General features: G+C 61.7%; 18 protein-coding genes, 1 tRNA gene and 1 pseudogene. 8 read left to right on the top strand and 12 right to left on the bottom strand.

Features of this window, described 5'->3' with window-relative positions; translation table 11 throughout:
• Nucleotides 1-152: 152 nt before the first annotated feature.
• From AB4048_RS04525 to AB4048_RS04500, 6 genes are all read right to left on the bottom strand, one after another.
• Nucleotides 153-1,472 (bottom strand): vWA domain-containing protein, encoded by a 1,320-nt coding sequence (locus tag AB4048_RS04525; RefSeq protein WP_442200724.1) that lies wholly within the window; start codon nt 1,470-1,472, stop codon nt 153-155.
• 188 nt (nt 1,473-1,660) lie between these two features.
• A complete protein-coding gene (locus tag AB4048_RS04520; protein ID WP_442200723.1) occupies nt 1,661-3,040 on the bottom strand; it encodes a vWA domain-containing protein in 1,380 nt (459 codons plus the stop codon).
• Nucleotides 3,041-3,164: 124 nt separating this feature from the next.
• The gene (locus AB4048_RS04515) at nt 3,165-4,043 is read right to left on the bottom strand and encodes a transglutaminase family protein (RefSeq protein WP_442200722.1); all 879 of its coding nucleotides are present in this window, start codon (nt 4,041-4,043) and stop codon (nt 3,165-3,167) included.
• Nucleotides 4,043-6,460, bottom strand: coding sequence for a circularly permuted type 2 ATP-grasp protein (locus AB4048_RS04510; RefSeq protein ID WP_442200721.1), 2,418 nt, complete (start codon nt 6,458-6,460; stop codon nt 4,043-4,045). The genes AB4048_RS04515 and AB4048_RS04510 overlap by 1 nt, the downstream gene beginning before the upstream one ends.
• Before the next feature lie 198 nt (nt 6,461-6,658).
• Nucleotides 6,659-8,086 carry a mannose-1-phosphate guanylyltransferase/mannose-6-phosphate isomerase gene (locus AB4048_RS04505; RefSeq protein WP_442200720.1) on the bottom strand — a complete coding sequence of 476 codons (1,428 nt, stop codon included), beginning with the start codon at nt 8,084-8,086 and terminating at the stop codon, nt 6,659-6,661.
• 311 nt (nt 8,087-8,397) lie between these two features.
• The gene (locus tag AB4048_RS04500; protein WP_442200719.1) at nt 8,398-9,492 is read right to left on the bottom strand and encodes a DUF475 domain-containing protein; all 1,095 of its coding nucleotides are present in this window, start codon (nt 9,490-9,492) and stop codon (nt 8,398-8,400) included.
• A 372-nt stretch (nt 9,493-9,864) separates the two neighbouring features.
• Between AB4048_RS04500 and AB4048_RS04495 the strand changes: the two genes are divergently transcribed.
• Nucleotides 9,865-10,113: a BON domain-containing protein gene (locus AB4048_RS04495; protein WP_442200718.1), complete on the top strand. Its 249-nt coding sequence runs from the start codon at nt 9,865-9,867 to the stop codon at nt 10,111-10,113.
• Between the two features lie 387 nt (nt 10,114-10,500).
• Entirely contained in the window at nt 10,501-10,755 is a 255-nt protein-coding gene (locus tag AB4048_RS04490) for a hypothetical protein (protein ID WP_442200717.1), read from the top strand.
• 77 nt (nt 10,756-10,832) lie between these two features.
• Here the strand turns inward: AB4048_RS04490 and AB4048_RS04485 are convergent, their stop codons facing one another.
• The 3 genes from AB4048_RS04485 to cpdR1 all read right to left on the bottom strand — a co-directional run bounded on the left by AB4048_RS04485 (nt 10,833) and on the right by cpdR1 (nt 11,956).
• Nucleotides 10,833-11,306, bottom strand: coding sequence for a hypothetical protein (locus AB4048_RS04485; RefSeq protein WP_442200716.1), 474 nt, complete (start codon nt 11,304-11,306; stop codon nt 10,833-10,835).
• Nucleotides 11,307-11,435: 129 nt separating this feature from the next.
• Nucleotides 11,436-11,510, bottom strand: a tRNA-Val gene (locus AB4048_RS04480).
• 83 nt (nt 11,511-11,593) lie between these two features.
• Nucleotides 11,594-11,956: a response regulator CpdR1 gene (gene cpdR1, locus AB4048_RS04475; protein ID WP_442200715.1), complete on the bottom strand. Its 363-nt coding sequence runs from the start codon at nt 11,954-11,956 to the stop codon at nt 11,594-11,596.
• A 169-nt stretch (nt 11,957-12,125) separates the two neighbouring features.
• Here cpdR1 and AB4048_RS04470 point away from each other — a divergent pair, with 169 nt between their 5' ends.
• Nucleotides 12,126-13,025, top strand: coding sequence for an N-formylglutamate amidohydrolase (locus AB4048_RS04470; RefSeq protein ID WP_442200902.1), 900 nt, complete (start codon nt 12,126-12,128; stop codon nt 13,023-13,025).
• A gap of 320 nt (nt 13,026-13,345) precedes the next feature.
• Nucleotides 13,346-14,122 carry a histidinol-phosphatase gene (gene hisN, locus AB4048_RS04465; protein ID WP_442200714.1) on the top strand — a complete coding sequence of 259 codons (777 nt, stop codon included), beginning with the start codon at nt 13,346-13,348 and terminating at the stop codon, nt 14,120-14,122.
• A 21-nt stretch (nt 14,123-14,143) separates the two neighbouring features.
• Here hisN and AB4048_RS04460 read toward each other — a convergent pair whose 3' ends face one another.
• Entirely contained in the window at nt 14,144-15,118 is a 975-nt protein-coding gene (locus AB4048_RS04460; protein WP_442200713.1) for an alpha/beta fold hydrolase, read from the bottom strand.
• A 416-nt stretch (nt 15,119-15,534) separates the two neighbouring features.
• Here AB4048_RS04460 and AB4048_RS04455 point away from each other — a divergent pair, with 416 nt between their 5' ends.
• Nucleotides 15,535-15,999, top strand: coding sequence for an Hsp20 family protein (locus tag AB4048_RS04455; protein WP_442200712.1), 465 nt, complete (start codon nt 15,535-15,537; stop codon nt 15,997-15,999).
• Nucleotides 16,000-16,077: 78 nt separating this feature from the next.
• Here the strand turns inward: AB4048_RS04455 and AB4048_RS04450 are convergent, their stop codons facing one another.
• Nucleotides 16,078-17,106 (bottom strand): bile acid:sodium symporter family protein, encoded by a 1,029-nt coding sequence (locus AB4048_RS04450; protein WP_442200711.1) that lies wholly within the window; start codon nt 17,104-17,106, stop codon nt 16,078-16,080.
• Between the two features lie 118 nt (nt 17,107-17,224).
• A complete protein-coding gene (locus AB4048_RS04445; protein WP_442200710.1) occupies nt 17,225-18,274 on the bottom strand; it encodes a threonine aldolase family protein in 1,050 nt (349 codons plus the stop codon).
• A 511-nt stretch (nt 18,275-18,785) separates the two neighbouring features.
• Here AB4048_RS04445 and gltB point away from each other — a divergent pair.
• The 3 genes and pseudogenes from gltB to AB4048_RS04430 form a co-directional block, all read left to right on the top strand.
• Nucleotides 18,786-23,498: a glutamate synthase large subunit gene (gene gltB, locus AB4048_RS04440; protein WP_442200709.1), complete on the top strand. Its 4,713-nt coding sequence runs from the start codon at nt 18,786-18,788 to the stop codon at nt 23,496-23,498.
• 165 nt (nt 23,499-23,663) lie between these two features.
• Complete coding sequence (locus AB4048_RS04435; RefSeq protein WP_442200901.1) at nt 23,664-25,118, top strand: glutamate synthase subunit beta; 1,455 nt, start codon at nt 23,664-23,666, stop codon at nt 25,116-25,118.
• A gap of 88 nt (nt 25,119-25,206) precedes the next feature.
• Nucleotides 25,207-25,313, top strand: a pseudogene (locus tag AB4048_RS04430) (IS630 family transposase); the annotation flags it as partial.

The raw sequence follows: 25,313 nt of genomic DNA, 5'->3' as shown, positions 1-25,313 counted from the left end.
CAAATGCCTTGCCCACCGCCGGACAGGGCTTTTCTTCCCATTGTTCTTGCCCGGTTTTTGAGATTGGCGACAAATGACAAGAGCCGCTCCGGTTCGTTCCGTAGCGGCTCCTGGATGCCTGCGCTGTTTGCATTGCGGTAGAGCTTGGCAGGCTACTCGGTCAGGAGCGCGCTCCCCGGGCGCAGCGGTGGCCTGCCTGTCCTCGGGTCAATGCCGGTCCCGGTTGCCGCGGCGCCGATCGACTGGAACGCTTCGACCAGATCAGCCGCATCCTGAGCGTTGAAGTAATCCGATGACGTCGAAGCACAATATTTGAGCAGAGCCTGTCCGCCGGGGGGCGCCATCAGCGCGATCGTATAGACCTTGATCCCGTCCGCGCGGGCTTTGTCGCAATAGTCTTTCGTGGCGGCGTCGGCATTGAGAATGTTGTTGTAGCCGTCGGTCATGAAGACGATCGTTTTCGTCAGTGTCGCCTGCGGTGTCTTGGCCTTATGGAGGTCTTCTTCCGTCGGACCTTGATTGTTGGGATCGGCATGGGCAAGCGCGGTGTAAGCCGCCATGAAGGCGCCGCTGGAGTTGGTCGATCCGGAAGACCAGAGGGCCTTGACATAGGTCGTCACGTCCCTTGTCCCCCAGGCAAGCGGTGACGGAACCTGGGTTTGGTCGTTGAACGAGACAGCGCCGGTGCGAACATACGTGCTGTTCGGATCCGCCTTGTTGAGCTGGGCCGTCATCCTGGAGGCGGCGATCTTCAGCGCCTCCATCTTCGTGTAGTATCGGGTGCAGGTCTCGTCCGTGACCGTCTGGCAGGTGTCGGTGAGTTCGTCCATGGAGCCGGAACGATCGAGAACGAAATACATCGACAGTGCATTGTCCGTCTTGGTCTTGTTCGTTCGCTTCGTCGGGTCGGGACTGCCTTGGTTCGCGCCCGCCAAACTCGCGGAATCGCTCGGCTGCTGCCGCGCACTTTTGGTGGTGCTGGTCGCGGCCAGACTAACGGTGTCCCAATTCTGGTCCTTGTCGGTGGAGTAGAATGTCAACACCCGCGTCATGCCGTTAAGGGGCATGTCATAGGATGCGCTGACCTCGACGATGTAGGCCGGCGTGGGACCGGACATGTTCGGGTTGATTGTGACCCGGGTGCTCGCTCTGATCGCACTTGCCGCGGCCTCGGACAGGTAATTTCCCATCTGGACGGACGTGAAGTCGATGGCGAGCTGTTTTGCCTTGGCGATTTCTTCGTCCGAAGCTGGCCCCGAGCCTCCGGCAAGCGCGGCTGCGGCCGCCAGCGAGCCTGCATCGGTCGATTCCTGCAGCTGGCTGTGATAGAGCACCATGCTGGTGGTATCGACCGCAACACCTCCGCCTGCCACCATAACCGGCAGTACGATCGCCGTCATGACGCCAAAGTTGCCGCGGCGATCGCGGATGAATCGTAATGCCCTGTGATTCTTAAAACCTACGGTGATCATGAAATTTCACCCAATCAATAAAATATCGCTTATTGATTGAGCGCGAGTCGCAAACGCGGGCTTGCAAAAATCTATAAATTCTTAACGACTTGGGCGAAATTTCAGGTTTTCGCTCCATTTTGTGCCGAAACGCGCGGGATAACCCGCGCGTCGGAGGCATTCGTGATGCGCGAGAACCGCGCGGCGCCTTACTTGGTCAGACGCACCTGGCCAAGCTTTCCGCCCGAGCTTCCCGAGTCCGCGGACGTATCGGTGCCGGTTGCGGCCGCTCCGATCTGCTGGAACGCGTTCACCAGGTCGGCCGCATTCTGGGCATCGAAGTAGGCCGAACTCGTGGTGGCGCAGTACTTAAGCAGAGCCTGTCCCTGCTCGGGAGCCATCAGCGCGATCGTATAGACTTTGATGCCGGCCTGGCGGGCCTTGTCGCAATAGGTTCTCGTGGTCGTGTCGGCATTGGCGACGTTGTTGTTGCCGTCGGTCATGAAGACGATGGTCTTTGTCAGCGTAGCGCCGTTCTTGGCGAGCTGGATGCTGGCCTCGGAGGCGGCCGACAGCGCGGTATAGCCGGCCTTGAAGGCTCCGCTCGAGTCGGTCGTACCGGTCGACGTCAGCGCGTTGACATACTTCGTGACATTGGCCGTTCCCCAGGCGAGCGGCGTGGGCGTCTGCGCGAGGTTGTTGAAGGAGTCCGCGCCGGTGCGAACATATTGCATGTTCGGATCGGCCTTGTTGAGCTGCGTCGTCAAGTTGCCCGCGGCGATCTTCAACGCCTCCATCTTCGTGTAGTAGTTGGGAACTTGGGTCGTCGTGGTGGTCGATCCCGTGCACGTCTTCTTCGGATTCTTCGCCGTGGGGCACGAATAGGTGTAGGACGTCGTCGTCGTCTCTGACTTCGTCGGCTGCTGTGCGTTGACGGTGTCGGTGAGTTCATCCATCGAGCCGGACCGGTCGAGAACGAAATACATCGACAGCGCATTGGCTGTCTGGCTCGTATTCGTGCCGGTGGTCGTGCCCGAACCGGAGCCGGGCGTCGACCCCCCCGGATTTCCCGAGCTCGTTGGGGGGGTGTATGAACTGGTCGCGGTGCTCTTTGCCGCGAGCGTGACCGTGTTCCATTGCTCGGTGGAGTAGAATGTCAGCATGCGCGTCATGCCGTTGAGCGGCATGTCATACGACGTGCTGACGTCCACGGTGTAAGTCGTCGTCCCGCCCGACGTCGTCGGGGTAACGTCGACCGTGGTGCCTGCCTTGATCGCGCTGCCTGCGTCTGCGTCGCCGGTCAGGTAATTTCCCATCTGGCCGGAGGTGAAGTCCTTGCCAAGCTGTTTTGCCTTGGCGATGTCGTCGTCCGACGCTGGACCTGTGGTCTTGGCCAGCGCGGTCGCCGTTGCCAGCGCCCCAGCGTCGGCAGATTCCTGCAGCTGGCTGCGATAAAGAATCATATTGGTTGTATCGACCGCCACCCCAGCGCCGGCGATCATCACCGGCATCATGATTGCAGACATAATGCCGAAGTTGCCGCGGCGGTCGCGGAAAATGCTTCGCGTCTTGCCATTCTCATTGTTCATGGTGCTCATCATGTTCACCTAAATTAATATGTCCCGCTATATCTAATATTCGCGAGTCATGAGCACTTGCTTACTAAAATCCTTAAAGTTTTAATGGGTTAGGTGAAATTCCAATTTTTCGACGCTATGGGATGGGAACAACGTCCACGGCCTGCACCGTCGTGTGCCTGCCGGAGCTTCTGAGCGCGCCGATTACCGGCGCCACATCGGAATAATCCCTGCCGTAACCGACGACGATGTGGTCGGTGCCTGCCGAAATATTATTGGTGGGGTCGAGCTCGATCCAGCCCGCCAGCCTTCCGCACCAGACGCGAACCCAGGCGTGCATCGCGTCCGCACCTTCCAGCCGTTCTTGTCCCGGCGGTGGGACCGTGCGCAGAAAGCCGCTGACATAGCCGGCCGGAATGCCAAGGGCGCGCAACACCAGTATCATGACGTGGACGAAATCCTGGCAGACGCCGCGCCGCAGTTCAAAAGACTCCCTCGGCGGCGTGTCGACCGTCGTGGCTGTGGCGTCGTAGGTGAAGTCCGCATGAATCCGCGCGCAGACGGCTTGTGCCAGTTCGCGAACCGTGAGGCTGGTCCCCTGCCATTGCCGCGCGTAGTCGCTGATCTCCGCGACGGCGCTGAGCCGGGGACTTTCTCCGAGGAAATGATGCGGAGAGGCGGCATCCAGCGACCAATAGGCGGCGATTTCCTCCGGCAGCGTGGCAAGCAGCGGCGAAAAGTCGGCGCTCACCGCCTCTGCCACGACCTGCACGCGCGCCTGCATGCGGATGTCCAGCGTCTCATGCGGATTTCGCAGCAGCATCGAGGTCGCGGGATGCCCGAAGAAATCGGTGAAATGCGACTGTTCGTCCGGGGTCGGCGACACGGTGATGGAGCCCGCGATCAGGCGCTGGCGGTCGACAAGCGAGAGCGGCAGAACGCGCAGGATGTGCCGGGCGCCCGAGGCGCGGGTGTCGTAGGCATAACCGATGCGGAGGGTGACGTCGTAGAACATTAGCCGAGATACGTCCGCGCGAGGAGTTCCGATAGGTGCTCGAGTTCCCGCTCCAGCTGGCGGTACATATCGCTGCTCATCGTCTCGGGGGTCATGATCGCCAGCCCCGCCCGCAGACGCAGCGCCTCGCGCAGAAAAGGCGTCATCTGGCCGTTGACATAGGCGTTCGGCAATTGCTCGGCCTCGCGGTGGATCTCGTTCATCTGGAAGAGGATGGAGCGAGGATTGAGCGGATCGAGCGCGAGCAGGTCGGTGACGGTCAGCCGCGCCGTGTTGACGTTGTAGCGGCGGCGGTGGGTCATGACGCTGTCGCCGATTTCGAGCAGCATGTCGAGCGCGCCGTCCGGCGCCTCCGGCCCGGACATGCGCGCGAGCAGCCGCGTCATGTGCAGCCCCCGCTCGATGTAGCGGCCGAGCGACAGAAAGCGCCAGCCGGTGAAGCGGTACATGTTCTCGTGGACGAGGCCGGCGAAGCCCGCGAGCTTGCGCAGGAGAATTGTCAGCGCATGGCCGGCGTCATCGCCGGAGCCGACGCTCTCGGCGAAGCGGTGAGCGGTCTTTGCAAGGTCGTTCAGCGCCAGCCAGCCATCCGGCGAGAAGCGGTCCCGGATATTGCTGGCGGAATAGACCGCGCTGTCGATGTTGCGCAGCAGGCTGGCCGGAACCGTCTCCTCGGTATCGATGTCGAGGGCCGAAAGGTAGCGGCTGAAATCGGCAAGCAGCGGCTGCTGCGCGTCGGCCGCCTCGGCGTAGCGGGTATGCCAAGCACGCAGAATGCGCAGCGCTCCTTCCGCGCGCTCGATGTAACGGCCGAGCCAAAGGAGATTGTCGGCCGCCCGGCTCGGCAAGCTGCCGGGCATGTTGCGGGTAAAGGTCTCCTCGGCCGGCAGGAGCGTGCTGCGATCGACGGGATGGTCGCTGACGATCCAGACGTCGGCCGCCGAACCGCCGGCCTGCATGGCGATCGCCGCCGCGTCATTGCCGTTGCCGATGCGCGCAAAGCCGCCGGGCATGATCCGCCAACCCTTCTCGGTGCGAGCGGCAAAGACGCGCAGGCTCATCGGGCGCGGACTAAGCCTGCCGTCGACCCATGCGGGCGTGGTGGAAAGAGTGACGGCCTCCTGGCCGACGAGCTTTTGCCCGTCGCGCATCAGCCAGTCGGCGATTGCGTCCTTTGCCGTTGGACGAAGGCTCGAACCAAGCACGGACTGTTCGTTGTCGTCGAAGAAGGGAAGACGCGAATAGGCCGGGCCGATCACCATCCTGGCGATATTTGCGGCAACATGATCGCGCTCGCGCTGCTGGCCACACCACCAGGTGGCGACGGAGGGCAGCTTCAGACCTTCGCCCAGCAGGTGGCGCGAGATGGTCGGCATGAAGGCGAGCAGCGCACGCGTTTCCAGAATGCCGGTGCCGAGCGCGTTGACGAGCGTGACGCTTTCGGCGCGCAGCGCCTGCACGAGACCAGGCGTGCCGATATGGGAGTGCTGGTCGAGTTCAAGCGGATCGGCGTAGGTCGAGTCCAACCGGCGCCACAGCACGTTGATCGGCTTCAAGCCGGCAACCGTGCGCACCATGACCTTGTCGTTGACGACGGTCAGGTCCTCGCCCTCGAGCAGCATGAAACCGAGATAGCGGGCGATATAGGCGTGTTCGTAGTAGGTTTCGTTCGCCGGGCCCGGCGACAACACGGCGATGCGCCCCTCGGTCCCCTGCTTCATGCCTTGCAGCGTGTCGCGGAAGGCGCCGAAGAACGAGGCGAGCCGGTGGACGCGCGACGTCGCATAGATATCGGAAAAGGCGCGGGTGGTGGCGACGCGGGTCTCCAGCGCGAAGCCGGCGCCCGATGGCGCCTGCGCCCTGTCGGCAAGTACCCACCAGTTGCCGTCGGGTCCACGTCCGATTTCAAATGCCAGGAAGTGCAGATAGTGTCCGCCGGCCGGCTTCACGCCCACCAGCGGCCGCAAGTATTCCGGATTGGCCGCAATCAGCGCCGGCGGTATCAAGCCCTCGCCGATCAGCCGGCCATCGCCATAGATATCGGCGATGATCTTTTCCAAAAGGTCGGCGCGCTGAACAAGTCCTTCCGAGAGCGTCTGCCACTCGCGTTCGTCGATGAGGACGGGAATGTGCGAGATCGGCCAATGGCGCTCGCTCGTCCCTGTCGTGTTGTACCCGCGATAGAAGACACCCGCATCGCGCAGGTAGCGATCGGCGCGCGCAAAACGCTCGGAGAGCTCCTGCCGCGGCATATGGCCGAGCGCGGTTAGAAAATTGCTCCAGACGGGCCGGACCGCGCCGTTATTGTCGAGCATTTCGTCGGCAACGCCGGGCAGGGCCGCATAACCCTGCACTGGATCAGTGCCGGTCGCGTTCGCCATATCGTCAGCCTGCTCCTTGGCCGGTTGTTTCGCCATGCCCTGTCCTGGTTCGAAGTGTAAGGCCTTCAATGTCGTGGCGATTGCGTGCTCGCCGCGCAAACCGCTGTCAGCCCGCGTGGATAGTGTGCAATGCAGCGTGGGAAAGCAAGGCGATTTGCGGCGCGCCATATTGATTAGAGAATGCGAAAACGGCGAGCTCTCGCCCGCCGCCGCATGTCTCTTTCGACGCCGTTCTCAGCTTCTGCCGAACTCGTCGACCAGGCGGATGATATCGTCTTCGCCGAGGTAGGAGCCGGTCTGGACCTCGATCAGCTCCAAGACGATCTTGCCCGGGTTTGCCAGGCGGTGCACCTCGCCGAGCGGAATATAGACGGATTCGTTTTCGCGCAGCATCTGTACGTTTTCGCCGATCGTCACCTCGGCCGTGCCCTTGACGACGATCCAGTGCTCCGAGCGATGGTGGTGCTTCTGCAGCGACAGCTTCTTGCCGGGCAATACGAAGATCCGCTTCACCTGGAAACGGTCGCCGTTGAGCACCGAAGTATAGCCGCCCCACGGCCGATAGGATGTCGGATGCGTTTGGGTAAGCTTGGCGGTCGGCTTGTGAGCTGCGAGCAGCTTGACGAGTTTGCCGACGTCCTGGCTGTCCTTGAGGTGACCGACATAGACGGCGTCTTCGCTGGCAATGACCGCGATGTCCGAGAGGCCCTGCACGGCAAGATGGACGCCATGGCTCATAACGAGCGAGTTCTTGGTGTTGACCAGCGTCGCTTCGCCGGTCGTCAGGTTGCCGTTCTCATCCCGGCTACCGGTTTTCCACACGGCATCCCAACTGCCGAGATCCGACCAGGAAAAGGGCGAAGGTACGACCGCGGCCTTGCCGGTCTTCTCCATGAGGGCGTAGTCGATGGAGATATCGGGGCTTTTTGCGAAATGCTCGGCGTCGAGGCGCGTGAAGTCCAAGTCGCGACTGGCCTTGGAAACGGCCTTGGACGCGGCCTTCAGCACATCGGGCGCGTGCTCGTGCAGTTCGCTGATAAGCTCGGCGACGGGAAACATGAAGATGCCGGAATTCCAGTAGAAGCCGCCGGCCGCAATCATCTCTTCGGCTTTTTCGCGAACCGGCTTTTCTATGAAGCGCTTGACCTCGTGGGCGCCGCTCGAAAGCGGCTTGCCGATCTCGATATAACCGTAGCCGGTCGCAGGTTCCGTCGGCGTGATGCCGAAGGTGACGAGGCTGCCGTTGGCGGCGGCCTTGCGGGCGATGCGGATGCAATCGAAATAAGCCTCGCCGGCGACGATCTCATGATCGGAGGCCAGCACCTGGATGATGGCGTCCTTGTCGAACAGCTCATGGGCGAGCGTCGCTGCCGCGGCAACGGCGGCGGCCGTGTTGCGGGCAACCGGTTCCAAGAGTACGGCGGCGAGCTTGATACCCAATTCGCGGGCCTGTTCGGCGACCAGGAAGCGGAATTCTTCGTTGGTGACGACAATTGGCGCCTCGTAGAGTTCCGGATCGGAAGCGCGCAGAAGCGTATTCTGGAAGAGGGTTTTTTCGCCGATGAACTGGATGAACTGTTTTGGCGCCTGGGCTCGCGACAGCGGCCAGAGGCGCGTGCCTTTGCCGCCTGCCATGATAACTGGAACGATTTTGGCTGCCATGCGTCTGATCCCTCTCCCACGCGCCGAGCGCGGCCGTCCTGATGCACGCCATTCCCGTGGATTTAGCCCCGAGACAGTGGTCGCATTGCGGTCGGCGCGCCCGAGTCGCGCCTTTCTAAAGCCTGTCGGCGCGGATTTGAAGGGCGCTTTCGAAGCTCGCTGCTTTTAGTGTTAATTCCAAATGGAGCGAAGGCAAGTCGCACCTTGGGAGGCGTCGCCCGCGCTTTTGCCGGCGAATACAGCCGAAAGGCTGAAACGATGGAGGTTCGATACCATCGCCGCACTTGTCGCGCGGCGATGGCGAAAGTGGCTCAGGACTGCGCGCTGCTCTGGCGCTCTTCCGGTTCGGAAGCCGTTGCCTGCATTCTGTTGTAGCGGATCGAGGACCACAGAGAGATCCCGATCAGTGCCGCGCCGCCGAGGCCGGTCAGGACTTCGGGCACATGCACGAGCGTCTGGACGTACATGATGACCGCAAGGATAAGGATGGCATAGAAGGCGCCGTGTTCCAGGTAGCGGTAGTGGGCAAGCGTTCCCTTCTCCACCAGCATGATCGTCATCGAGCGCACATACATGGCGCCTATGCCCAGGCCGATGGCAATGACGAAGAGGTTCTGCGTCAACGCGAACGCGCCGATGACGCCATCGAAGGAGAAGCTCGCATCCAGCACCTCAAGATAGAGGAAGGCTCCGACACCGCCGCGCGCCGCTTCGCTGAGCCCGCGCTGCGAGGCGTCCAGGAAGCCGCTCAGTACTTCCACGAGGAGGAATGTCAGAAGCCCGTAGATGGAGGCGTAGATGAAGGTGTCCGCATCATCGGCACCGAGCAGCGATGAGAAAACCAGGACGAGGATGAGAACGAAAGCGATTTCGATGCCCTTGATCGGGGCGAAATGCGCCATCGACTTTTCAAGCACGGCAATCCAGTGCACGTCCTTCTCGCGGTCGAAGAAATAGGTAAGGCCGACCATCAGCAGGAAGGTGCCGCCGAAGGCTGCGATCGGCAGATGCGCGTCATGCATGATGCGGGCGTATTCTTCCGGACGGGCGGCGGCGAGTTCCAGGGCCTCCCACGGGCCGACCTTGCCAGCGATGGCAACGATGGCGAGCGGAAAGACCACCCGCATGCCGAAGACCGCGATCACGATGCCCCAAGTCAGAAAGCGCTTCTGCCAGAGCGGCGTCATCTCCTTGAGCTTGTTGGCGTTGACGATGGCGTTATCGAAGGAGAGCGAAATTTCGAGAACCGCAAGGACCGCACAAATGAAGAAGGAGGTCGCCATGCCGCCGATCGTGCCGGTGGCGCTCCATCCGAGCACGGCTCCCAGCACCAGGCCGAGGAACGTGACCAAGAAGGCCCAGTAGAAGTAGCTAAAGGCCGGTTTTTGCGACGCGATCTGCTTCATGCCGGCAACTCCGCGAATGACGCCGAGTTTATGGGGCACATACAAATAAGCCGCATGCCGTCAACAGCATGCGGAGAAAGCACGATTGATGTTTTCATCGAAATGAAATCCGCCGGCGCGTTTGCAGGCGGTACCGACATCACGAGAGCGCCGTAAAACTCTCGCCAGAGGGGCCCGGCACCAGTTTAGATCCGTTGCCGATGTCGGGCCGCGGATCTTTCCTACAGTTAGTGATGCTGTTTGCGGCGTCAAGGCCGCGAAAGCCGGCGCAGACGAAGTTGCGGTGCTTTTCCTCGCTCCGATTGAACGCGGGTGGCGAACCCGATCGCGTTTGAAGCGTTAACCGGTATCCGAAGCGTAGAGTATAGGGTCATGTTCGAATTTAGCGGTCCAACCCAGGGCGATGCCTATCACAGGCATGCGGCGACGATTGCGGCGATCGAAAGCGCGCTCGCCTCGGCGGCGGACGTCGACGCCACCGCCATCACGGTCAGCATGGCGGACGGATTGGTGATGCTTGACGGTGCGGCGCCGAGCGAGGGCGACATCGATCGTGCCATGAATATTGCCACGCTGATTGCCGGAGGTGTTGTCCGCAATCGTATCTGGCGGCGCGCCTGAGCCTCTTCCTGGGGCCTGAAATGTGCTCTCGGAGGCCTGAAAACGTCGATTTTGCCCCTGTCGAAAAAGAATCTTCCATGCTTTTTCTGCATGGCTCTGCCTGAGATTCAAGCAATCAAGGAAAAGCCGACGAAAAGGACATACCTCGAACGCGCCGGAGCGAGGATGATTCACAGCACATAATCAATACTCGGGGACTAGCCGGTCCTCCGCTTTTTTAGAATAGTCTAATCCTTTTGGCCGAGGGACGTTTCTTATGGAGCTGCATTTCCTGCATAGAAGACAGGAGCGGCTACGCCTTCGACCGTCGGATTCGTTACTTGTTGCTTGGAACAAAAACGCCTCACATACAGTTAATTGACAGCGGTTCTACTGCTGGAGGCGGGTATGCGTAAGCGGATGATTTTCAGAGGGGTGGCAGCAGCGGCGTTTTTAATGGCGGCGGCAGCCCCCGTGTTGGCGGCACTGGAAGGTGCGATCAATTTCACACCCGCGGCTGGGCCTGAAATTGACATGGCAGCCATTACCTCCTCGGTCGACAAGCCGGACGATTGCGGGCCGGTCTATATGCCGACCCTCGTACATGAGCGAGATGGCAGCATTGTGGGCATGGCCTACGTCCTCGACGGCGACAATTGCTGATTTTTATCTTTAAGCAATTCGGCACGGAAAATCGCGTCACGCTTTTCCTGGATTTGCCCTGACCTTATCACGTGCGCTTATTTCGCGTGGGGAGGCTTGCCGCTGGTGCGGAAGCTGCCGGTGAAGTTTGCCGTCTTGTTCTTGGCCGAGCATTCGACCGCCGTCGGCTGACCCGCGAAGGGATTGCCGAAGGTGCAGTAGCCGGCGGCCTCCACCTGATCGGTGATCTTCGCGCCGACCGCGGACGATACCAGGTGAACGGGGAAGCGCACGCTGCCTTTCGAGGCGGGAGCAATCGCCCGTCCGTCACCCTCGAAGCCCAGCATCTTTCCATCCGCCGTGAATATGAAGGTTACGAGGCCGTTCGGCATGGTAACGCTTGCCAATTCTCCCTTGCAGCTCTTCGAAGCATCCAGTTTGGCGACGACGAGCTTGGAGCATTTGCCTTCGACCACCAGGATGCCGCCGGGTGCTCCGGGAAAGGACTGTGCCGATGCCGAGGTTGCAAGAGCGGCAAGCGCCGCTGCGGCTGCGAAGCGTGCGAATCGCATGAGGTCTCCTTCGTGCTTCGAAGTGTGAGCGCCGTCCCGGCGGGGGTCAATTGCGGCGACGCGAAATGCTGTTGACAAACGGACAAGGGGCTCAGCGATTTCTCGCTAAGCCCCTTGTTTGAATTGGGATGGTGGGCGTGACAGGGATTGAACCTGTGACCCCTACGATGTCAACGTAGTGCTCTCCCGCTGAGCTACACGCCCATCCGATGGCGGCGCATAGACCACAAAACCCGCGGAGCCGTCAATAGGCTTTTTTAAAGTTTTGTGATGAAGCCGCCAGGGCCTTATGCGGCAAGGAGTTTGTTGACCTCGTCGACCAGTTCGCGAAGATGGAACGGCTTGGAAAGCACCTTCGCATCCTTCGGAGCCTTCGAATCGGGATTGAGCGCAACCGCGGCAAAACCGGTGATGAACATCACCTTGAGGTCCGGATCGAGTTCGGTCGCGCGGCGCGCAAGTTCGATGCCGTCCATTTCCGGCATGACGATATCGGTCAGAAGCAGCGAGAAGGGTTCCTCACGCAGCCGGTCGTAGGCGCTTGCTCCATTGTCGAATGACGAAACCTTGTAGCCGGCCTTTTCCAAAGCTTTCACGAGGAAGCGACGCATATCGTTGTCGTCTTCCGCAAGGAGTATCTTCTGAGACATTATCGGATCGCTTATCAATGTTTTCTTCCGGGTGGTGCCAGCATTCCACTTTAATCAGCGCCCGTAAATAAGCGGTGAATGTCGTTGCTGCGGCTATGTTTCGCGCGACCGGCAGTATGGACTTACAGGCGCGTAGCTGGCAACATGACCGCTACGAGATGTTGTGGACATGGTAAAGACGCTGGTGCCCGCCGAAATGCGAAATTTCGAAATGTTCGAGATCCTGGAGCCTACAACTCAAACCATTCCCTTTGTCTATAACTCACCCCATAGTGGCCGCATCTATCCGCCTGATTTCATTGCGCAATCTCGGTTGGAAGGGGCGGCGATCCGGCGCTCGGAAGATCACTATGTCGATGAGCTTTTCAAGGCTGCCGCCGATCTCGGCGCGCCGCTGCTCTTCGCCAATTTTCCGCGCGCATATATCGACGTCAACCGCGAGCCCTATGAGCTCGATCCGCGCATGTTCGACGGCGCGCTGCCTCCTTACGCCAACATCAATTCCATCCGCGTGGCCGGCGGTCTCGGCACCATCCCGCGAATCGTTGCGGAGAATATGGAAATCTATGCCCGCCGCGTACCGGTCGAGGATGCGTTGCAGCGGATCGAGGCCATCTACAAGCCTTATCACGCGACATTGCGCCGTCTGATCGCCAGCACCCACGTTCAGTTCGGGTTCGGCGTGCTGATCGATTGTCACTCGATGCCCGGCAATATCCGCGTCGCGGGCAGTTCCGCGCATCCCGACATCATCGTCGGCGACCGCTACGGCACAAGCGCTTCCGCCGAGCTGTCACGCGCCGCGATGTGCATTCTCGAGGATCTCGGATTTACGGCGGTGCGCAACAAGCCCTATGCCGGTGGCTTCATCACCGAGCATTACGGCCGGCCTTCGCGCGGCCTGCACGCCCTGCAGATCGAGGTCAACCGTTCTCTCTATGTCGACGAGGCGACGTTGGAAAAACGTCCTGATTTTGCTGCCGTTGCGAACGCAATCACCGATTTCATGCAGCAGATGTCGGACTATGTCGCCAATTTCGCCAGCGACCGCGCGTTGGCAGCGGAATAGCCTCGGCTTGAGCCCCGTTGCCTGAAGGCGCGACGGGCCGTCACGATTTTCAGGAACGAATTCAGTGGATTGCGGTCCGCGTTCCCGCGGTTCCCCAAAAAAAGAACCGCGCCGGAGGCGCGGTTAAGTCTAGGGAGGAAACACCCAAGGAGGGTATTACAGTCAAAGACTGTATGCAGACGCTAATATTGCATTGCACAAATGTCAAGCAATCTAGTGCAGCGCAAAATAATTAGGCGAAACCCTCCAAAAGGGTGGGTGCGGTTGCATCGGGGGGGCTTTCGGTTATGAAGGATGAGCTTCACGCAAACGGATCACCCATGCTCCCTAATCGCTCGTTCTTCTATCGCCTTGCCGATGCCGCCAAGGCCGAAACCCTGCCGCGTTTTCGCGCCGGGATCGATGTCGTCAACAAGCAGGAGGGCGGGTTCGATCCGGTCACGGAGGGCGACCGCGCAGCGGAAGAGGCCATTCGCGCGCTGATCGAAAAACATTTTCCCGATCACGGCATTCTCGGCGAGGAGCACGGCAATGTCGGCCTCGATCGCGAGCATGTGTGGGTGATAGACCCGATCGACGGCACGCGGGCCTTCATTTCCGGCGTTCCGGTCTGGGGCACGCTGATCGGTCTCTACAAGAACGGCCGCGCCGTCATGGGGCTCATCGACCAGCCTTTTACCGGCGAGCGCTATTTCGCCGACGGCAACGGCTCGTCCTATTCCGGTCCCGACGGCGAACGCCGCCTGCAGTCGCGCGACTGCGGCGACCTTTCCAATGCGATTCTCTTTACGACCTCGCCGCACATCTTTTCCGACGAGGAGGCAACGAAATACCGCGAGATCGAGCGGCAGGTGCGGCTTTTCCGTTATGGAACCGATTGCTACGCCTACGCGCTCGTTGCCGCCGGCCACGTCGATCTGGTCATCGAGACCGCGCTGAAGCCCTACGACGTCGGGGGCATCATCCCCGTCATCGAGCAGGCTGGCGGTGTGATTACCTCCTGGGATGGCGGACGCCCGGAAATGGGCGGTCGGATCATCGCCGCCGGCAGCCGCGCGGTGCACGAGCAGGCGCTCGCGGTTTTGTCTCGACGCTGAAAACCGCGCCGGTGGCTTAGGTCAAATTCCCGTTCCGACCAGTTCGGTGCTGGCTTCCGCGTCGCTACCGGGAATGAACGCGTGGACGGCTGCGAGCGCCGCTGCGCGGTAGACATCCTTTTCCTGGAAGATCTCGTGCTTGGCGCCCGCTATGGGCACGAGCTGCGCGGCGCGGAAATAGCGCGAAAGCGCCTCCTGCGCGGCGTATGGAATGACGCCGTCGCGGGTCGGCGCAATCAGAAGCGTCGGGATGGTGATTGAAAACAGGTGTTCCGGCGCCGAGACGCGCTGGATCGCATTGAAGGCTTCGAGCAGCCAGCGCGCCGTCGGCGGGCCGAGGCAGAGCTGGGGAAAGCGGGCCGCAAGATCCATGTTGCGGCGATAGCGGGCCGCGTCGGAGGTGAGCGGGTTTTCCGCGAAGGGTTTTTCCTTGAGGTTCCTGACGAGGGTCAGCGAGCCGAGGCCGACCCTACAGGCGGCTGCCGCCAAAAACCGGATCGCGCCCGCCGACGCGCCTTGCCCCGTCAGTCCGACAAAGGGCGCGGAAAGCACCATTCGCTCGATGCGGTTTGCCAGCTGTGGTGCTGCCGAAAGCGCGATCAGCGCGCCCGTCGAATGGGCAAGCAGAAAAAACGGCATGCGCGCATCCGGCAGGACGACCTTTTCGAGGAAGGCGGTCAAATCCTGCTCGTAGTGGAAGAAGCGCCCCACGTGGCCGTGCATGGCATTCTTGAGCAGCCGCGCCGAGCCGCCCTGGCCGCGCAGATCGAACGTCGCAACCCATAGGCCCCGGGACGTCAGATCGCGGATCGTTTCGAAATATTTTTCGATGAATTCGTTGCGGCCCTGCAAGATGACGACCGTGCCCTTGGAGACCGGCTGTGGGCAGCGAAACAGGGCATAGCGCAGCTTTCGGCCGTCGAAGGCCTCGAAATAGCCTTCGGTGCGGTTTTCCGGAATGGGATTGTCGGGCGTCGAAAAGAGGATCGAATCCATTGCGGATGCCTGCGTTATCGCGAATTTGTAACCCCCATGGGATAGCGCAGCAGCGGGCCAAATTCAAAGTAAACAATCAGGGAAAAAGGAGGCCGGCGGCTGGGGCTGTCATGCCACGCAGCGCGACCGGCCAATTTGGCTGAAGAGGAAGGGACGATATACTTCAGCCATCGGACACGCATTCATCCGATGGGTGAAGATCTAGCGCGCGGGGCCTGAACGGAGGCGAAACCGTACGTTCATCCTCGGTTCACGGCCCTGGTCGGCGAGCTCCGGATCAGGTCTTGAAGTGGCCGGACGCAATCACCATCTGCGTTATGCGGGAGCCGGAAGGGCCCGCGAAATCGTCCCAACGCCGCCGAAAACGGGGCTGCGGGGCATGAAAACACCGCAACAGTCGCTCAAAGGAGGACACTATGCGTCACGTTGATTTCTCTCCCCTCTATCGTTCCACCGTCGGTTTCGACCGTCTCTTCACCATGCTCGACAGCCTTGCCCAGCCGGATCAGGCCCAGAGCTATCCGCCCTACAATATCGAGCGCACGGGTGAAAACACCTACCGCATCACCATGGCCGTTGCCGGCTTCGACGAGACGGAACTCTCGCTTGAGGCGCGCGCCCATGTGCTGACCGTCAAGGGTGAAAAGAGCGAAGAAACCGGTGAAGGCAGCGAATTCCTCTATCGCGGCATTGCCAAGCGCGCCTTTGAGCGCCGCTTCCAGCTCGCCGACCATGTCGAGGTTCAGGCTGCGTCGCTGAAGAATGGTTTGCTGCACATCGATCTGTTGCGCAACATTCCTGAAGCGATGAAGCCGCGCAAGATCACGATTGCCGCCGAGCCGGTCGACGCTCCGAAGGCAATCGAGGCCCACATCAACTAATTCCTCCCAGCCTGCAAAAGAAAGGCGGCGCCTCCCAACCGGGGCGCCGCCTTTTTTCGTTGCGCGAGCGCGGCGGCGTCAGCCGGCGCTTGTCGCCTCGGCCGCTTCCTGCTGCGCCTGCGCCTCGGCTTCGTTGCCTTTCGTCGCCCGATCAGCCGCGTCGGCGTATCTCTGGGCGATGACGGCACAGGCCATGAGCTGGATCTGATGAAACAGCATCAAGGGCAGGACGATCGCGCCGATCCCCTGGCCGGCGAAAATGACGTTTGCCATCGGCACGCCGCTCGCAAGGCTCTTCTTCGATCCGCAAAAGGTGATGGTAATCTCGTCGGCGCGCGAAAAGCCGAGCCGCCGGCTGCCGAACATGGTGATTGAGAGCACCACCGCCAGCAGGATGCAGCATGCGACGATCACGGTCAGGATGTCGACGAGCGAGAAGCTGTGCCACAGGCCCTCGACCACGGATTCGCTGAACGCGGAATAGACGACCATCAGGATCGAACCCCGGTCGACAGGCATCAGGATCTTCTTCTTGGCGCGGATCCAGTCGCCGATAAAGGGCTGCAGCAGCTGTCCGGCGACGAACGGCGCCAATAGCTGCAGCATGATCTGTTGCAGCACGCTCCAGGAAAATCCGCCATGGCCGCCGACCGAGAACAGGACGCCGACCAGGAGCGGCGTCAGGAACATGCCGAAAATATTGGAAGCGGAGGCGGCGCAGATCGCCGCCGGCACGTTGCCGCCGGCAATCGACGTAAAGGCGATCGAGGATTGCACCGTCGACGGCAGGACGCAGAGATAGAGAATGCCGGTATAGAGGGCCGGGGAGAGCAGGCTCGGTACAGCCAGGCCGATCGCCAGCCCCAGCAGCGGAAAGATCGCGAAGGTGGTGAGAAGAATGACGAGATGCAGGCGCCAGTGCAGCATGCCGGCAATCACGACGTCACGCGAAAGCCGCGCGCCGTGCAGGAAGAACAACAGGCCAATGGCGACGTTCGTGGCGGTGCTGAAGCGCGCGGCGGAGACGCCCTGAACCGGCAGGATCGACGCGGCGATCACCGTGAGCACGAGCAGAATGGTAAAGGTGTCGGGCAAGAAACGGCGCATACCTGCAATCCAAACCTGATTGGAACCGTAGCTTCATCGCGCCACGCGGCGCAAGGCTCTGTGGTGCGCGTTTAAGACATCGAGGCAGGCGCCGTTGCCGCCTGCCTCAATGCCGGTGTCAGGCGCCGAGGCAGCCGACGAAACCGTCGACGTCGGCTTGCGTCGTGGCAAAGCTGGTGACGAGCCGGATCAGGGTCTCGTCCTTGGCGACGAGTTCGGGATGGGCGACGGGGACCGGCCACTCGTAGAACTTCGCGCCCTTTTCCTCAGCCTTTTTCGCCGCGCTCTTGGCGACCACCGCAAAGACTTCGTTCGACGCCGTCTCCCAGGCAAGCCGTGCGCCGGCGGCGGCTTCGATGCCGCTCCGCAGTCGGTCGGCCATGCCGTTGGCATGACGTGCGAGATCGAGCCAGAGATTGCCTTCGAGATAGCCGTCGAACTGCGCGGCAATAAAGCGCGACTTCGAAAAGAGCTGAGCGGCGCGCTTGCGGATGAAGGGGATTTCCTTCGCCTGCTCGGGATCGAAGAAGACGATCGCCTCGGCGCACCAGCAGCCGTTCTTCGTGCCGCCGAAGGAGAGGATATCGACGCCGCGCTTCCAGGTCATTTCCGCAGGCGACGCGTCAAGTGCTGCAAGCGCGTTTGCGAAACGCGCCCCGTCCATGTGCAGCGGCATGCCGCGTTCTCCAGCGATTGCGGAGATCGCGTCGATCTCGGCGAGCGAATAGACGGTGCCGATCTCGGTTGCCTGCGTGATGGTCACCGCGGTCGCGCGCCCGTGGTGTACCGCGTCCTCCGGAAAGCCCGCGACCTTTGCCGAAAGCTTGTCCGCGTCGATCTTGCCGGCCTCGCCGGGAACGGCGACCAGGCGGGCGCCGCTGAAGAAATCCGGCGCTCCGCACTCGTCTTCGATCACATGCGCTTCGGAATGGCAGAAGGTGATGCCGCCGGGACGTTGGACGCTGGCAAGCGCCAGCGAGTTGGCGGCCGTGCCTGTCGCGACGAAGAAGACCGCGACGTCGCGTTCGAAGATCTCGGCAAAGCGCGCCTCGACCTTGCGGTCCAGCTCGCTCGTACCGTAGGCAGAGGCGAAGCCGCTGGATTCGGTGAGAAGGCGTTCGGCGATTTTGTGGTGGGCGCCAGCCCAGTTGTCGGAGGCGAAGAACATGGGGTTACCGCTTGCAATATCGTGGTTTCGGGAGGATCGGCGGGGACAGTAAGCAATTGCAGCCGAGGATCAACCCTTACCTTTTCCGGCGTTTTGCCGGGAGACCATAACGCAATCAACGGATAAAACTTCCAATCTAAAGGAAATTTTATTTCGCCAATTTTGACGGCCCGGCAATCTTCCGTCGAAAAACGCATTTATCGCTCTTGCCTAGCCAGCGCCTTTCTGGCATAGAACGATTGAATTAGGACAGTGTTGCTGTCCTATTTTGGCCGCAAGGCCGAAGAGGCGCGAAAATTCTGGCGATGCCGGGATTCCGGGCTATAGTTCATGAGGCTGCCGCAGGTAGCCTTGCGGGCGACAGCTGGCGCGGAAAGCAGACGGCAAGCTACTTGGCGAGCGGCCGTATGTGGCCTGATCTTCACAATGCAACAGTAGTGTCGCACGCAATCTTTTTGGGCTGGTGCGGACGAAGGGTCGCCCGCGGTGCGGGCTTGCTAGGAGAGAAACGATGACGAAGAACACGCCATCCACGATGCTTGGACAGACTGCAGCCGCAACGGCCGCGACGTCCAAACGCGCCTCCGGCTTGCCGAAGAAACAGGGCCTCTACGATCCGCGCAACGAGCACGACGCTTGCGGCGTCGGCTTCGTCGCGCACATGAAGGGTGTAAAGTCGCATCAGATCGTCAAGGACGGCCTGTTCATCCTTGAAAACCTGACGCATCGCGGCGCCGTGGGCGCCGACCCGCTGATGGGCGACGGTGCCGGCATCCTCGTGCAGATCCCCGACCGCTTCTTCCGTGAAGAGATGGCGGCCCAGGGCGTTACCCTGCCGCCCGTCGGCCAGTATGGCGTCGGCCATTTCTTCATGCCGCGCGACGAGACGCTGATCGCCCATTTGAAGGCCGTCATCGAGGACGTGACGGCTGCCGAAGGCCAGACCTTCCTCGGCTTTCGCGACGTTCCGGTCGACAATTCCTCGCTCTCCAAGGCGCCGGATATTGCCGCGACCGAGCCCTATCAGGTTCAGGTGTTCATCGGCGCCGGCCGCGATGCCGCGACCCATGACGAATTCGAGCGCCGGCTGTTCACGCTGCGCAAGGTGATCTCCAACCGCATCTACGACGAATACGAAGGCGAAGAGAGCGGCTTTTATCCGGTGTCGCTGTCGAGCTCGACCGTGGTCTACAAGGGCATGTTCCTCGCTTACCAGGTCGGCGCCTACTATAGGGACCTTTTGGATCCGCGCTTCGAATCGGCGGTCGCGCTCGTGCATCAGCGCTTCTCGACCAACACCTTTCCGTCCTGGAAGCTGGCGCATCCCTACCGCATGGTGGCGCACAACGGCGAGATCAACACGCTGCGCGGCAACGTCAACTGGATGGCGGCGCGTCAGGCATCGGTTTCCTCGCCGCTCTTCGGCAGCGACATCTCCAAGCTCTGGCCGATCTCCTATGAGGGCCAGTCGGATACGGCCTGCTTCGACAACGCTCTCGAGTTCCTCATCCGCGGCGGCTATTCGATGGCGCATGCGGTCATGATGCTGATCCCGGAAGCCTGGGCGGGCAACCAGTCCATGGCGGCCGACCGCAAGGCTTTCTACGAATACCACGCGGCGCTGATGGAGCCGTGGGACGGTCCGGCGGCGGTCGCCTTCACCGACGGCAAGCAGGTCGGCGCGACGCTCGACCGCAACGGCCTGCGTCCGGCCCGATATCTCGTCACCAGCGACGACCGCATCATCCTCGCCTCGGAAGCGGGCACGCTGCCGGTTGCCGAGGAAGAGATCGTCCGCAAGTGGCGCCTGCAGCCCGGCAAGATGCTGCTGATCGACATGGAAAAGGGCCGCATCGTCTCCGACGACGAGGTGAAGTCCGAGCTCGCCGCCAAGCATCCCTACCGCAAGTGGCTGGACCGCACCCAGCTGATCCTCGAGGATCTGAAGCCCGTCGAGCCGCGCGCGCTGCGCCGTGACGTGTCGCTGCTCGATCGCCAGCAGGCCTTCGGCTATACGCTGGAAGACACCAAGATCCTGATGTCGCCGATGGCGACGACGGGCCAGGAAGCGATCGGTTCGATGGGAACCGACACGCCGATTTCGGCGATGTCGGAAAAGCCGAAGCTGCTCTACACCTATTTCAAGCAGAACTTCGCGCAAGTCACCAACCCGCCGATCGATCCGATCCGCGAAGAGCTGGTGATGAGCCTCGTCTCCTTCATCGGCCCGCGCCCGAACATTCTCGATCATGAAGGCATGGCGAACGCCAAGCGCCTCGAAGTGCGCCAGCCGATCCTGACCAATGGCGATCTCGAAAAGATCCGTTCCATCGGCCATACGGAAGACCGCTTCGACACCAAGACGCTCGACTTCACCTATGACGTCGAACGCGGCGCCGAAGGCATGCCCGAGATGCTGGACCGTCTTTGCGAACGCGCCGAAGCGGCGGTGCGCGGCGGCTACAACATCATCGTGCTTTCCGACCGCCAGATCGGGCCGGACCGTATCGCGATCCCGGCGCTGCTCGCCACCGCGGCGGTTCACCATCACCTGATCCGCAAGGGCTTGCGCACCTCGGTCGGCCTCGTCGTCGAAACCGGCGAGCCGCGCGAAGTGCACCATTTCTGCCTGCTCGCCGGCTATGGCGCGGAAGCGATCAACCCTTATCTCGCCTTCGACACGCTGCTGGACATGCATGCCCGCGGCGAGTTCCCGAAGGAGGTCGACGCCTATGAGGTGGTCAGCCGCTACATCAAGGCAGTGGGCAAGGGCATTCTCAAGGTCATGTCCAAGATGGGCATTTCGACCTACCAGTCCTACTGCGGCGCGCAGATCTTCGACGCCATCGGCCTGAAGTCGGACCTCGTCGACAAGTATTTCTTCGGCACCGCGACGATGATCGAAGGCATCGGCCTCGAAGCCATCGCCGAGGAAACTGTCGCCCGCCACGATGCGGCCTTCGGCAAGGATCCGATCCTTGCGACAACGCTCGACATCGGCGGCGAGTACGCCTACCGCATGCGCGGCGAAAGCCATGCCTGGACGCCGGACGCCGTCGCCGCCCTGCAGCACGCCGTGCGCGGCAACGCCGAGGATCGCTACCGCGAATTTGCCGAGCTGGTGAATGAATCGGCGCTCCGGATGAACACCATCCGCGGCCTGTTCAAGATCAAGTCCGCACAAGAGATCGGCCGCGCGCCGGTGGCGCTCGACGAGGTGGAATCGGCTGTCGACATCGTCAAGCGCTTCTCGACGGGCGCCATGTCCTTCGGCTCGATCTCCAGGGAAGCGCACACCACGCTCGCCAGGGCCATGAACCGCATCGGCGGCAAGTCGAACACCGGCGAGGGCGGCGAAGAGGCGGATCGCTACCTGCCGCTGGCGGATGGCTCAGCGAACCCGGAGCGTTCCGCGATCAAGCAGATCGCGTCCGGCCGCTTCGGCGTCACGACAGAATACCTTGTCAACGCCGACGTCCTGCAAATCAAGGTCGCACAGGGCGCCAAGCCCGGCGAGGGCGGTCAGTTGCCCGGCCACAAGGTCGATGCCACGGTTGCCAAGACCCGCCATTCGACGCCGGGCGTCGGCCTGATCTCGCCGCCGCCGCACCACGACATCTATTCGATCGAGGATCTGGCACAGCTGATCTTCGACCTGAAGAACGTCAACCCGACGTCGGATGTCTCGGTCAAGCTGGTCTCGGAAGTCGGGGTGGGCACGGTTGCCGCGGGCGTTGCCAAGGCGCGTGCCGATCACATCACCGTTGCCGGCTTCGACGGCGGCACCGGCGCTTCGCCGCTGACCTCGCTGAAGCATGCCGGCAGCCCTTGGGAAATCGGCCTTGCCGAAACCCAGCAGACGCTGGTGCTGAACGGCCTGCGCTCACGCGTGGCGCTGCAGGTGGACGGCGGCCTGAAGACCGGCCGCGACGTCATCATCGGCGCGCTCCTCGGCGCCGACGAGTTCGGCTTTGCGACCGCACCGCTGATCGCGGCCGGCTGCATCATGATGCGCAAATGCCACCTCAACACCTGTCCGGTCGGCGTGGCCACCCAGGACCCGGTGCTGCGCAAGCGCTTCAAGGGGACGCCTGAACACGTCGTCAACTACTTCTTCTTCGTTGCCGAAGAAGTCCGCGAAATCCTTGCCTCTCTCGGCTTCACCAGGCTCGACGACGTCATCGGCGCGTCCGAACTGCTCGAAAAGGACGAGATGCTGGCGCATTGGAAGGCGAAGGGGCTGGATTTCAGCCGCATCTTCCACAAGGTCGAGGCGGCGAAGTCGGAGACCTACTGGACCATGCGCCAGAAGCATCCGATCGACGACGTTCTCGATCGCAGGATGATCGAGAAGGCCGAAGCGGCGCTTGTCTCCAAGGAGCCGGTGAGCTTCGAAGTCGGCATCAAGAACGTCGATCGTTCGGCGGGCGCGATGCTTTCGGGCGAAGTCGCCAAGCGTTACGGCCATCGCGGCCTGAAGGACGATACGATCAACGTCACCCTCAGGGGGACGGCCGGCCAGTCCTTCGGCGCATTCCTGGCGCGCGGCATCACCTTCAACCTGATCGGCGACGGCAACGACTATGTCGGCAAGGGGCTTTCCGGCGGCCGCATCGTCATTCGTCCGCCCGAGAACTCGAAGATCAAGGCGGAGCATTCGATCATCGTCGGCAACACGGTGCTTTACGGCGCGACCGAAGGCGAATGCTATTTCCGCGGCATTGCCGGCGAGCGCTTCGCCGTGCGCAACTCCGGCGCGGTCGCGGTCGTTGAAGGCGTGGGCGACCACGGCTGCGAATACATGACCGGCGGTGTCGTGGTCGTGCTCGGCGAGACCGGGCGCAACTTCGCGGCCGGCATGTCCGGCGGCGTCGCCTACGTTCTTGACGAAGGCGGCGATTTCGCCAAGCGCTGCAACATGGCGATGGTCGAACTCGAGCCGGTTCCGGAAGAGGACGATCTCCTCGAAAAGCTGCATCATCACGGCGGCGACCTCATGCACATGGGGCGTGTGGACGTCTCCGAGGACATGACGCGTCATGACGAGGAGCGCCTATACCAGCTCATCTCCAATCACCTGCACTACACCGGTTCGACCCGCGCCAAGGAAATCCTCGACCGCTGGGCCGAATACCGCCCGAAATTCCGCAAGATCATGCCGGTCGAATACCGTCGTGCGCTTGAGGAAATGGAGCGCGGCCGGATGGGCATCGCGGCGGAGTAGGACAGCAACGGCACCTCATGCTATTGGGTGAGAACTAATGACGGAGGTGCTGATGGGACCGATATCGCGCAGCGTCAAAAGCAAGATCATCCGAAACAAATGACGATTAAGTGCTGGCTGCACGATGAAGAGGCGGTCATGAAGGTACAGGCAAGGGAAGACGACATGGGTAAGGTCACTGGATTTTTGGAAATCGATCGGCAGGTGGCGAAGTATCAGCCGGCCTCCGACCGCATTCGTCATTTCCGCGAATTCACGATTCCCATGTCGGATCAAGAGGTTCAGAAACAGGCAGCGCGCTGCATGGACTGTGGCATCCCCTATTGCCACGGCCCGACCGGCTGTCCGGTTCACAACCAGATCCCGGACTGGAACGACCTCGTCTACAACAACAACTGGGAAGAGGCGATCCGCAACCTGCATTCGACCAACAACTTCCCGGAATTCACCGGCCGCGTCTGCCCGGCGCCCTGCGAAGAAGCCTGCACGCTCAACCTTGAGGACACGCCCGTCGCGATCAAGACGGTCGAGCAGGCGATCGCTGACAAGGCCTATGAGCTTGGCTTCATCCGCCCGCAGCCGGCAACCGTTCACACCGGCAAGAAGGTTGCGGTCATCGGTTCCGGTCCGGCTGGTCTCGCCGCCGCGCAGCAGCTCGGCCGCGCCGGTCACGACGTGCATCTCTACGAGCGTGAATCGAAGGCTGGCGGCCTTTTGCGCTATGGTATTCCCGACTTCAAGATGGAGAAGAACTTCATCGATCGTCGCGTCGAGCAGATGAAGGGGGAGGGCGTGACCTTCCATTATGGCGTCAACGTCGGCGTGGACGCGCCTGTCGAGACGCTACTCGCCGATCATGACGCCGTGCTCTACTGCGGCGGTTCGGAAACGCCTCGCGAGGCGGGCATACCCGGCACCGAGCTTTTCGGTGTGCATGACGCGATGCCCTACCTCGTGCAGCAGAACAAGCGCGTCGGCCGCGAAAACATCGACAGCGTCGGCTGGGCCGCCGATCCGATCCTCGCCGGCGCCAAGCATGTCGTCGTCGTCGGCGGGGGCGATACGGCATCCGACTGCGTCGGCACCGCCTTCCGCCAGGGTGCCGTAAGGGTCACCCAGCTCGACATTCGCCCGCAGCCGCCGGAGAAGGAAGACAAGCTCGCGGTCTGGCCCTTCTGGGCGACCAAGATGCGCACCTCCTCCAGCCAGGCCGAGGGGGCGGTACGCGAGTTCCAGGTGGCGACGCTCGAATTCGTCGGCGAGAACGGCGTCCTGACCGGGGTCAAGTGCTGCGAGGTCGACGAGCGCCGCAAGCCAATCGCGGGTACCGAGTTCGTCATCCGTGCCGACCTCGCCTTCATCGCCATCGGCTTCCGTGGTCCCTTCACCGACAGCGTGTTGAAGGAACTGGACGGCAAGCTGACGCTGAACACGGACCGCCGAGGTTCGACCAACGTCGTTGCTAACGAGAAGGACTACAAGACTTCCGTCGAAAAGCTATGGACGGCAGGCGACATCCGTCGCGGGCAGTCGCTGGTCGTCTGGGCGATCCGTGAAGGCCGCCAAGCAGCCCGCGCCATCGACGAGGCGCTGATGGGATCGACCCTGCTGCCGCGCTAGACCGTTTCCGCTTTGGTCTGAATCTGAGGTGATTCCCGAATCAGGGTGATTGTGATTCAAGATGCTGGCTGGATGGAGGCCAGTATCTATGACCCGACCTTTATCGAACGACCTTCGTGATCGCGTTGTCGCTGCTGTGTTGAGCGGCGACAGAAGCCGAGCCGTTGCGGCCCGCTTTGGTGTTGCGGTCTCTTC

Source organism: Rhizobium sp. RAF56, assembly GCF_052113965.1.
Lineage (GTDB): Bacteria > Pseudomonadota > Alphaproteobacteria > Rhizobiales > Rhizobiaceae > Rhizobium.
Note: the sequence above shows the minus strand (reverse complement) of the source record. Positions and strands in the feature narration are given on the sequence as shown.

What these genes read in the sequence shown, in the direction of transcription:
- AB4048_RS04460 (WP_442200713.1), bottom strand. Translation starts at nt 15,118, where the DNA reads ATGGATTCGATCCTCTTTTCGACGCCCGACAATCCCATTCCGGAAAAC.
- AB4048_RS04450 (WP_442200711.1), bottom strand. Translation starts at nt 17,106, where the DNA reads ATGCGCCGTTTCTTGCCCGACACCTTTACCATTCTGCTCGTGCTCACG.
- AB4048_RS04525 (WP_442200724.1), bottom strand. Translation starts at nt 1,472, where the DNA reads ATGATCACCGTAGGTTTTAAGAATCACAGGGCATTACGATTCATCCGC.
- AB4048_RS04500 (WP_442200719.1), bottom strand. Translation starts at nt 9,492, where the DNA reads ATGAAGCAGATCGCGTCGCAAAAACCGGCCTTTAGCTACTTCTACTGG.
- AB4048_RS04520 (WP_442200723.1), bottom strand. Translation starts at nt 3,040, where the DNA reads ATGAACAATGAGAATGGCAAGACGCGAAGCATTTTCCGCGACCGCCGC.
- AB4048_RS04505 (WP_442200720.1), bottom strand. Translation starts at nt 8,086, where the DNA reads ATGGCAGCCAAAATCGTTCCAGTTATCATGGCAGGCGGCAAAGGCACG.
- AB4048_RS04495 (WP_442200718.1), top strand. Translation starts at nt 9,865, where the DNA reads ATGTTCGAATTTAGCGGTCCAACCCAGGGCGATGCCTATCACAGGCAT.
- gltB (WP_442200709.1), top strand. Translation starts at nt 18,786, where the DNA reads ATGACGAAGAACACGCCATCCACGATGCTTGGACAGACTGCAGCCGCA.
- cpdR1 (WP_442200715.1), bottom strand. Translation starts at nt 11,956, where the DNA reads ATGTCTCAGAAGATACTCCTTGCGGAAGACGACAACGATATGCGTCGC.
- AB4048_RS04510 (WP_442200721.1), bottom strand. Translation starts at nt 6,460, where the DNA reads ATGGCGAAACAACCGGCCAAGGAGCAGGCTGACGATATGGCGAACGCG.
- AB4048_RS04490 (WP_442200717.1), top strand. Translation starts at nt 10,501, where the DNA reads ATGCGTAAGCGGATGATTTTCAGAGGGGTGGCAGCAGCGGCGTTTTTA.
- hisN (WP_442200714.1), top strand. Translation starts at nt 13,346, where the DNA reads ATGCTCCCTAATCGCTCGTTCTTCTATCGCCTTGCCGATGCCGCCAAG.
- AB4048_RS04515 (WP_442200722.1), bottom strand. Translation starts at nt 4,043, where the DNA reads ATGTTCTACGACGTCACCCTCCGCATCGGTTATGCCTACGACACCCGC.
- AB4048_RS04455 (WP_442200712.1), top strand. Translation starts at nt 15,535, where the DNA reads ATGCGTCACGTTGATTTCTCTCCCCTCTATCGTTCCACCGTCGGTTTC.
- AB4048_RS04435 (WP_442200901.1), top strand. Translation starts at nt 23,664, where the DNA reads ATGGGTAAGGTCACTGGATTTTTGGAAATCGATCGGCAGGTGGCGAAG.
- AB4048_RS04485 (WP_442200716.1), bottom strand. Translation starts at nt 11,306, where the DNA reads ATGCGATTCGCACGCTTCGCAGCCGCAGCGGCGCTTGCCGCTCTTGCA.
- AB4048_RS04470 (WP_442200902.1), top strand. Translation starts at nt 12,126, where the DNA reads ATGGTAAAGACGCTGGTGCCCGCCGAAATGCGAAATTTCGAAATGTTC.
- AB4048_RS04445 (WP_442200710.1), bottom strand. Translation starts at nt 18,274, where the DNA reads ATGTTCTTCGCCTCCGACAACTGGGCTGGCGCCCACCACAAAATCGCC.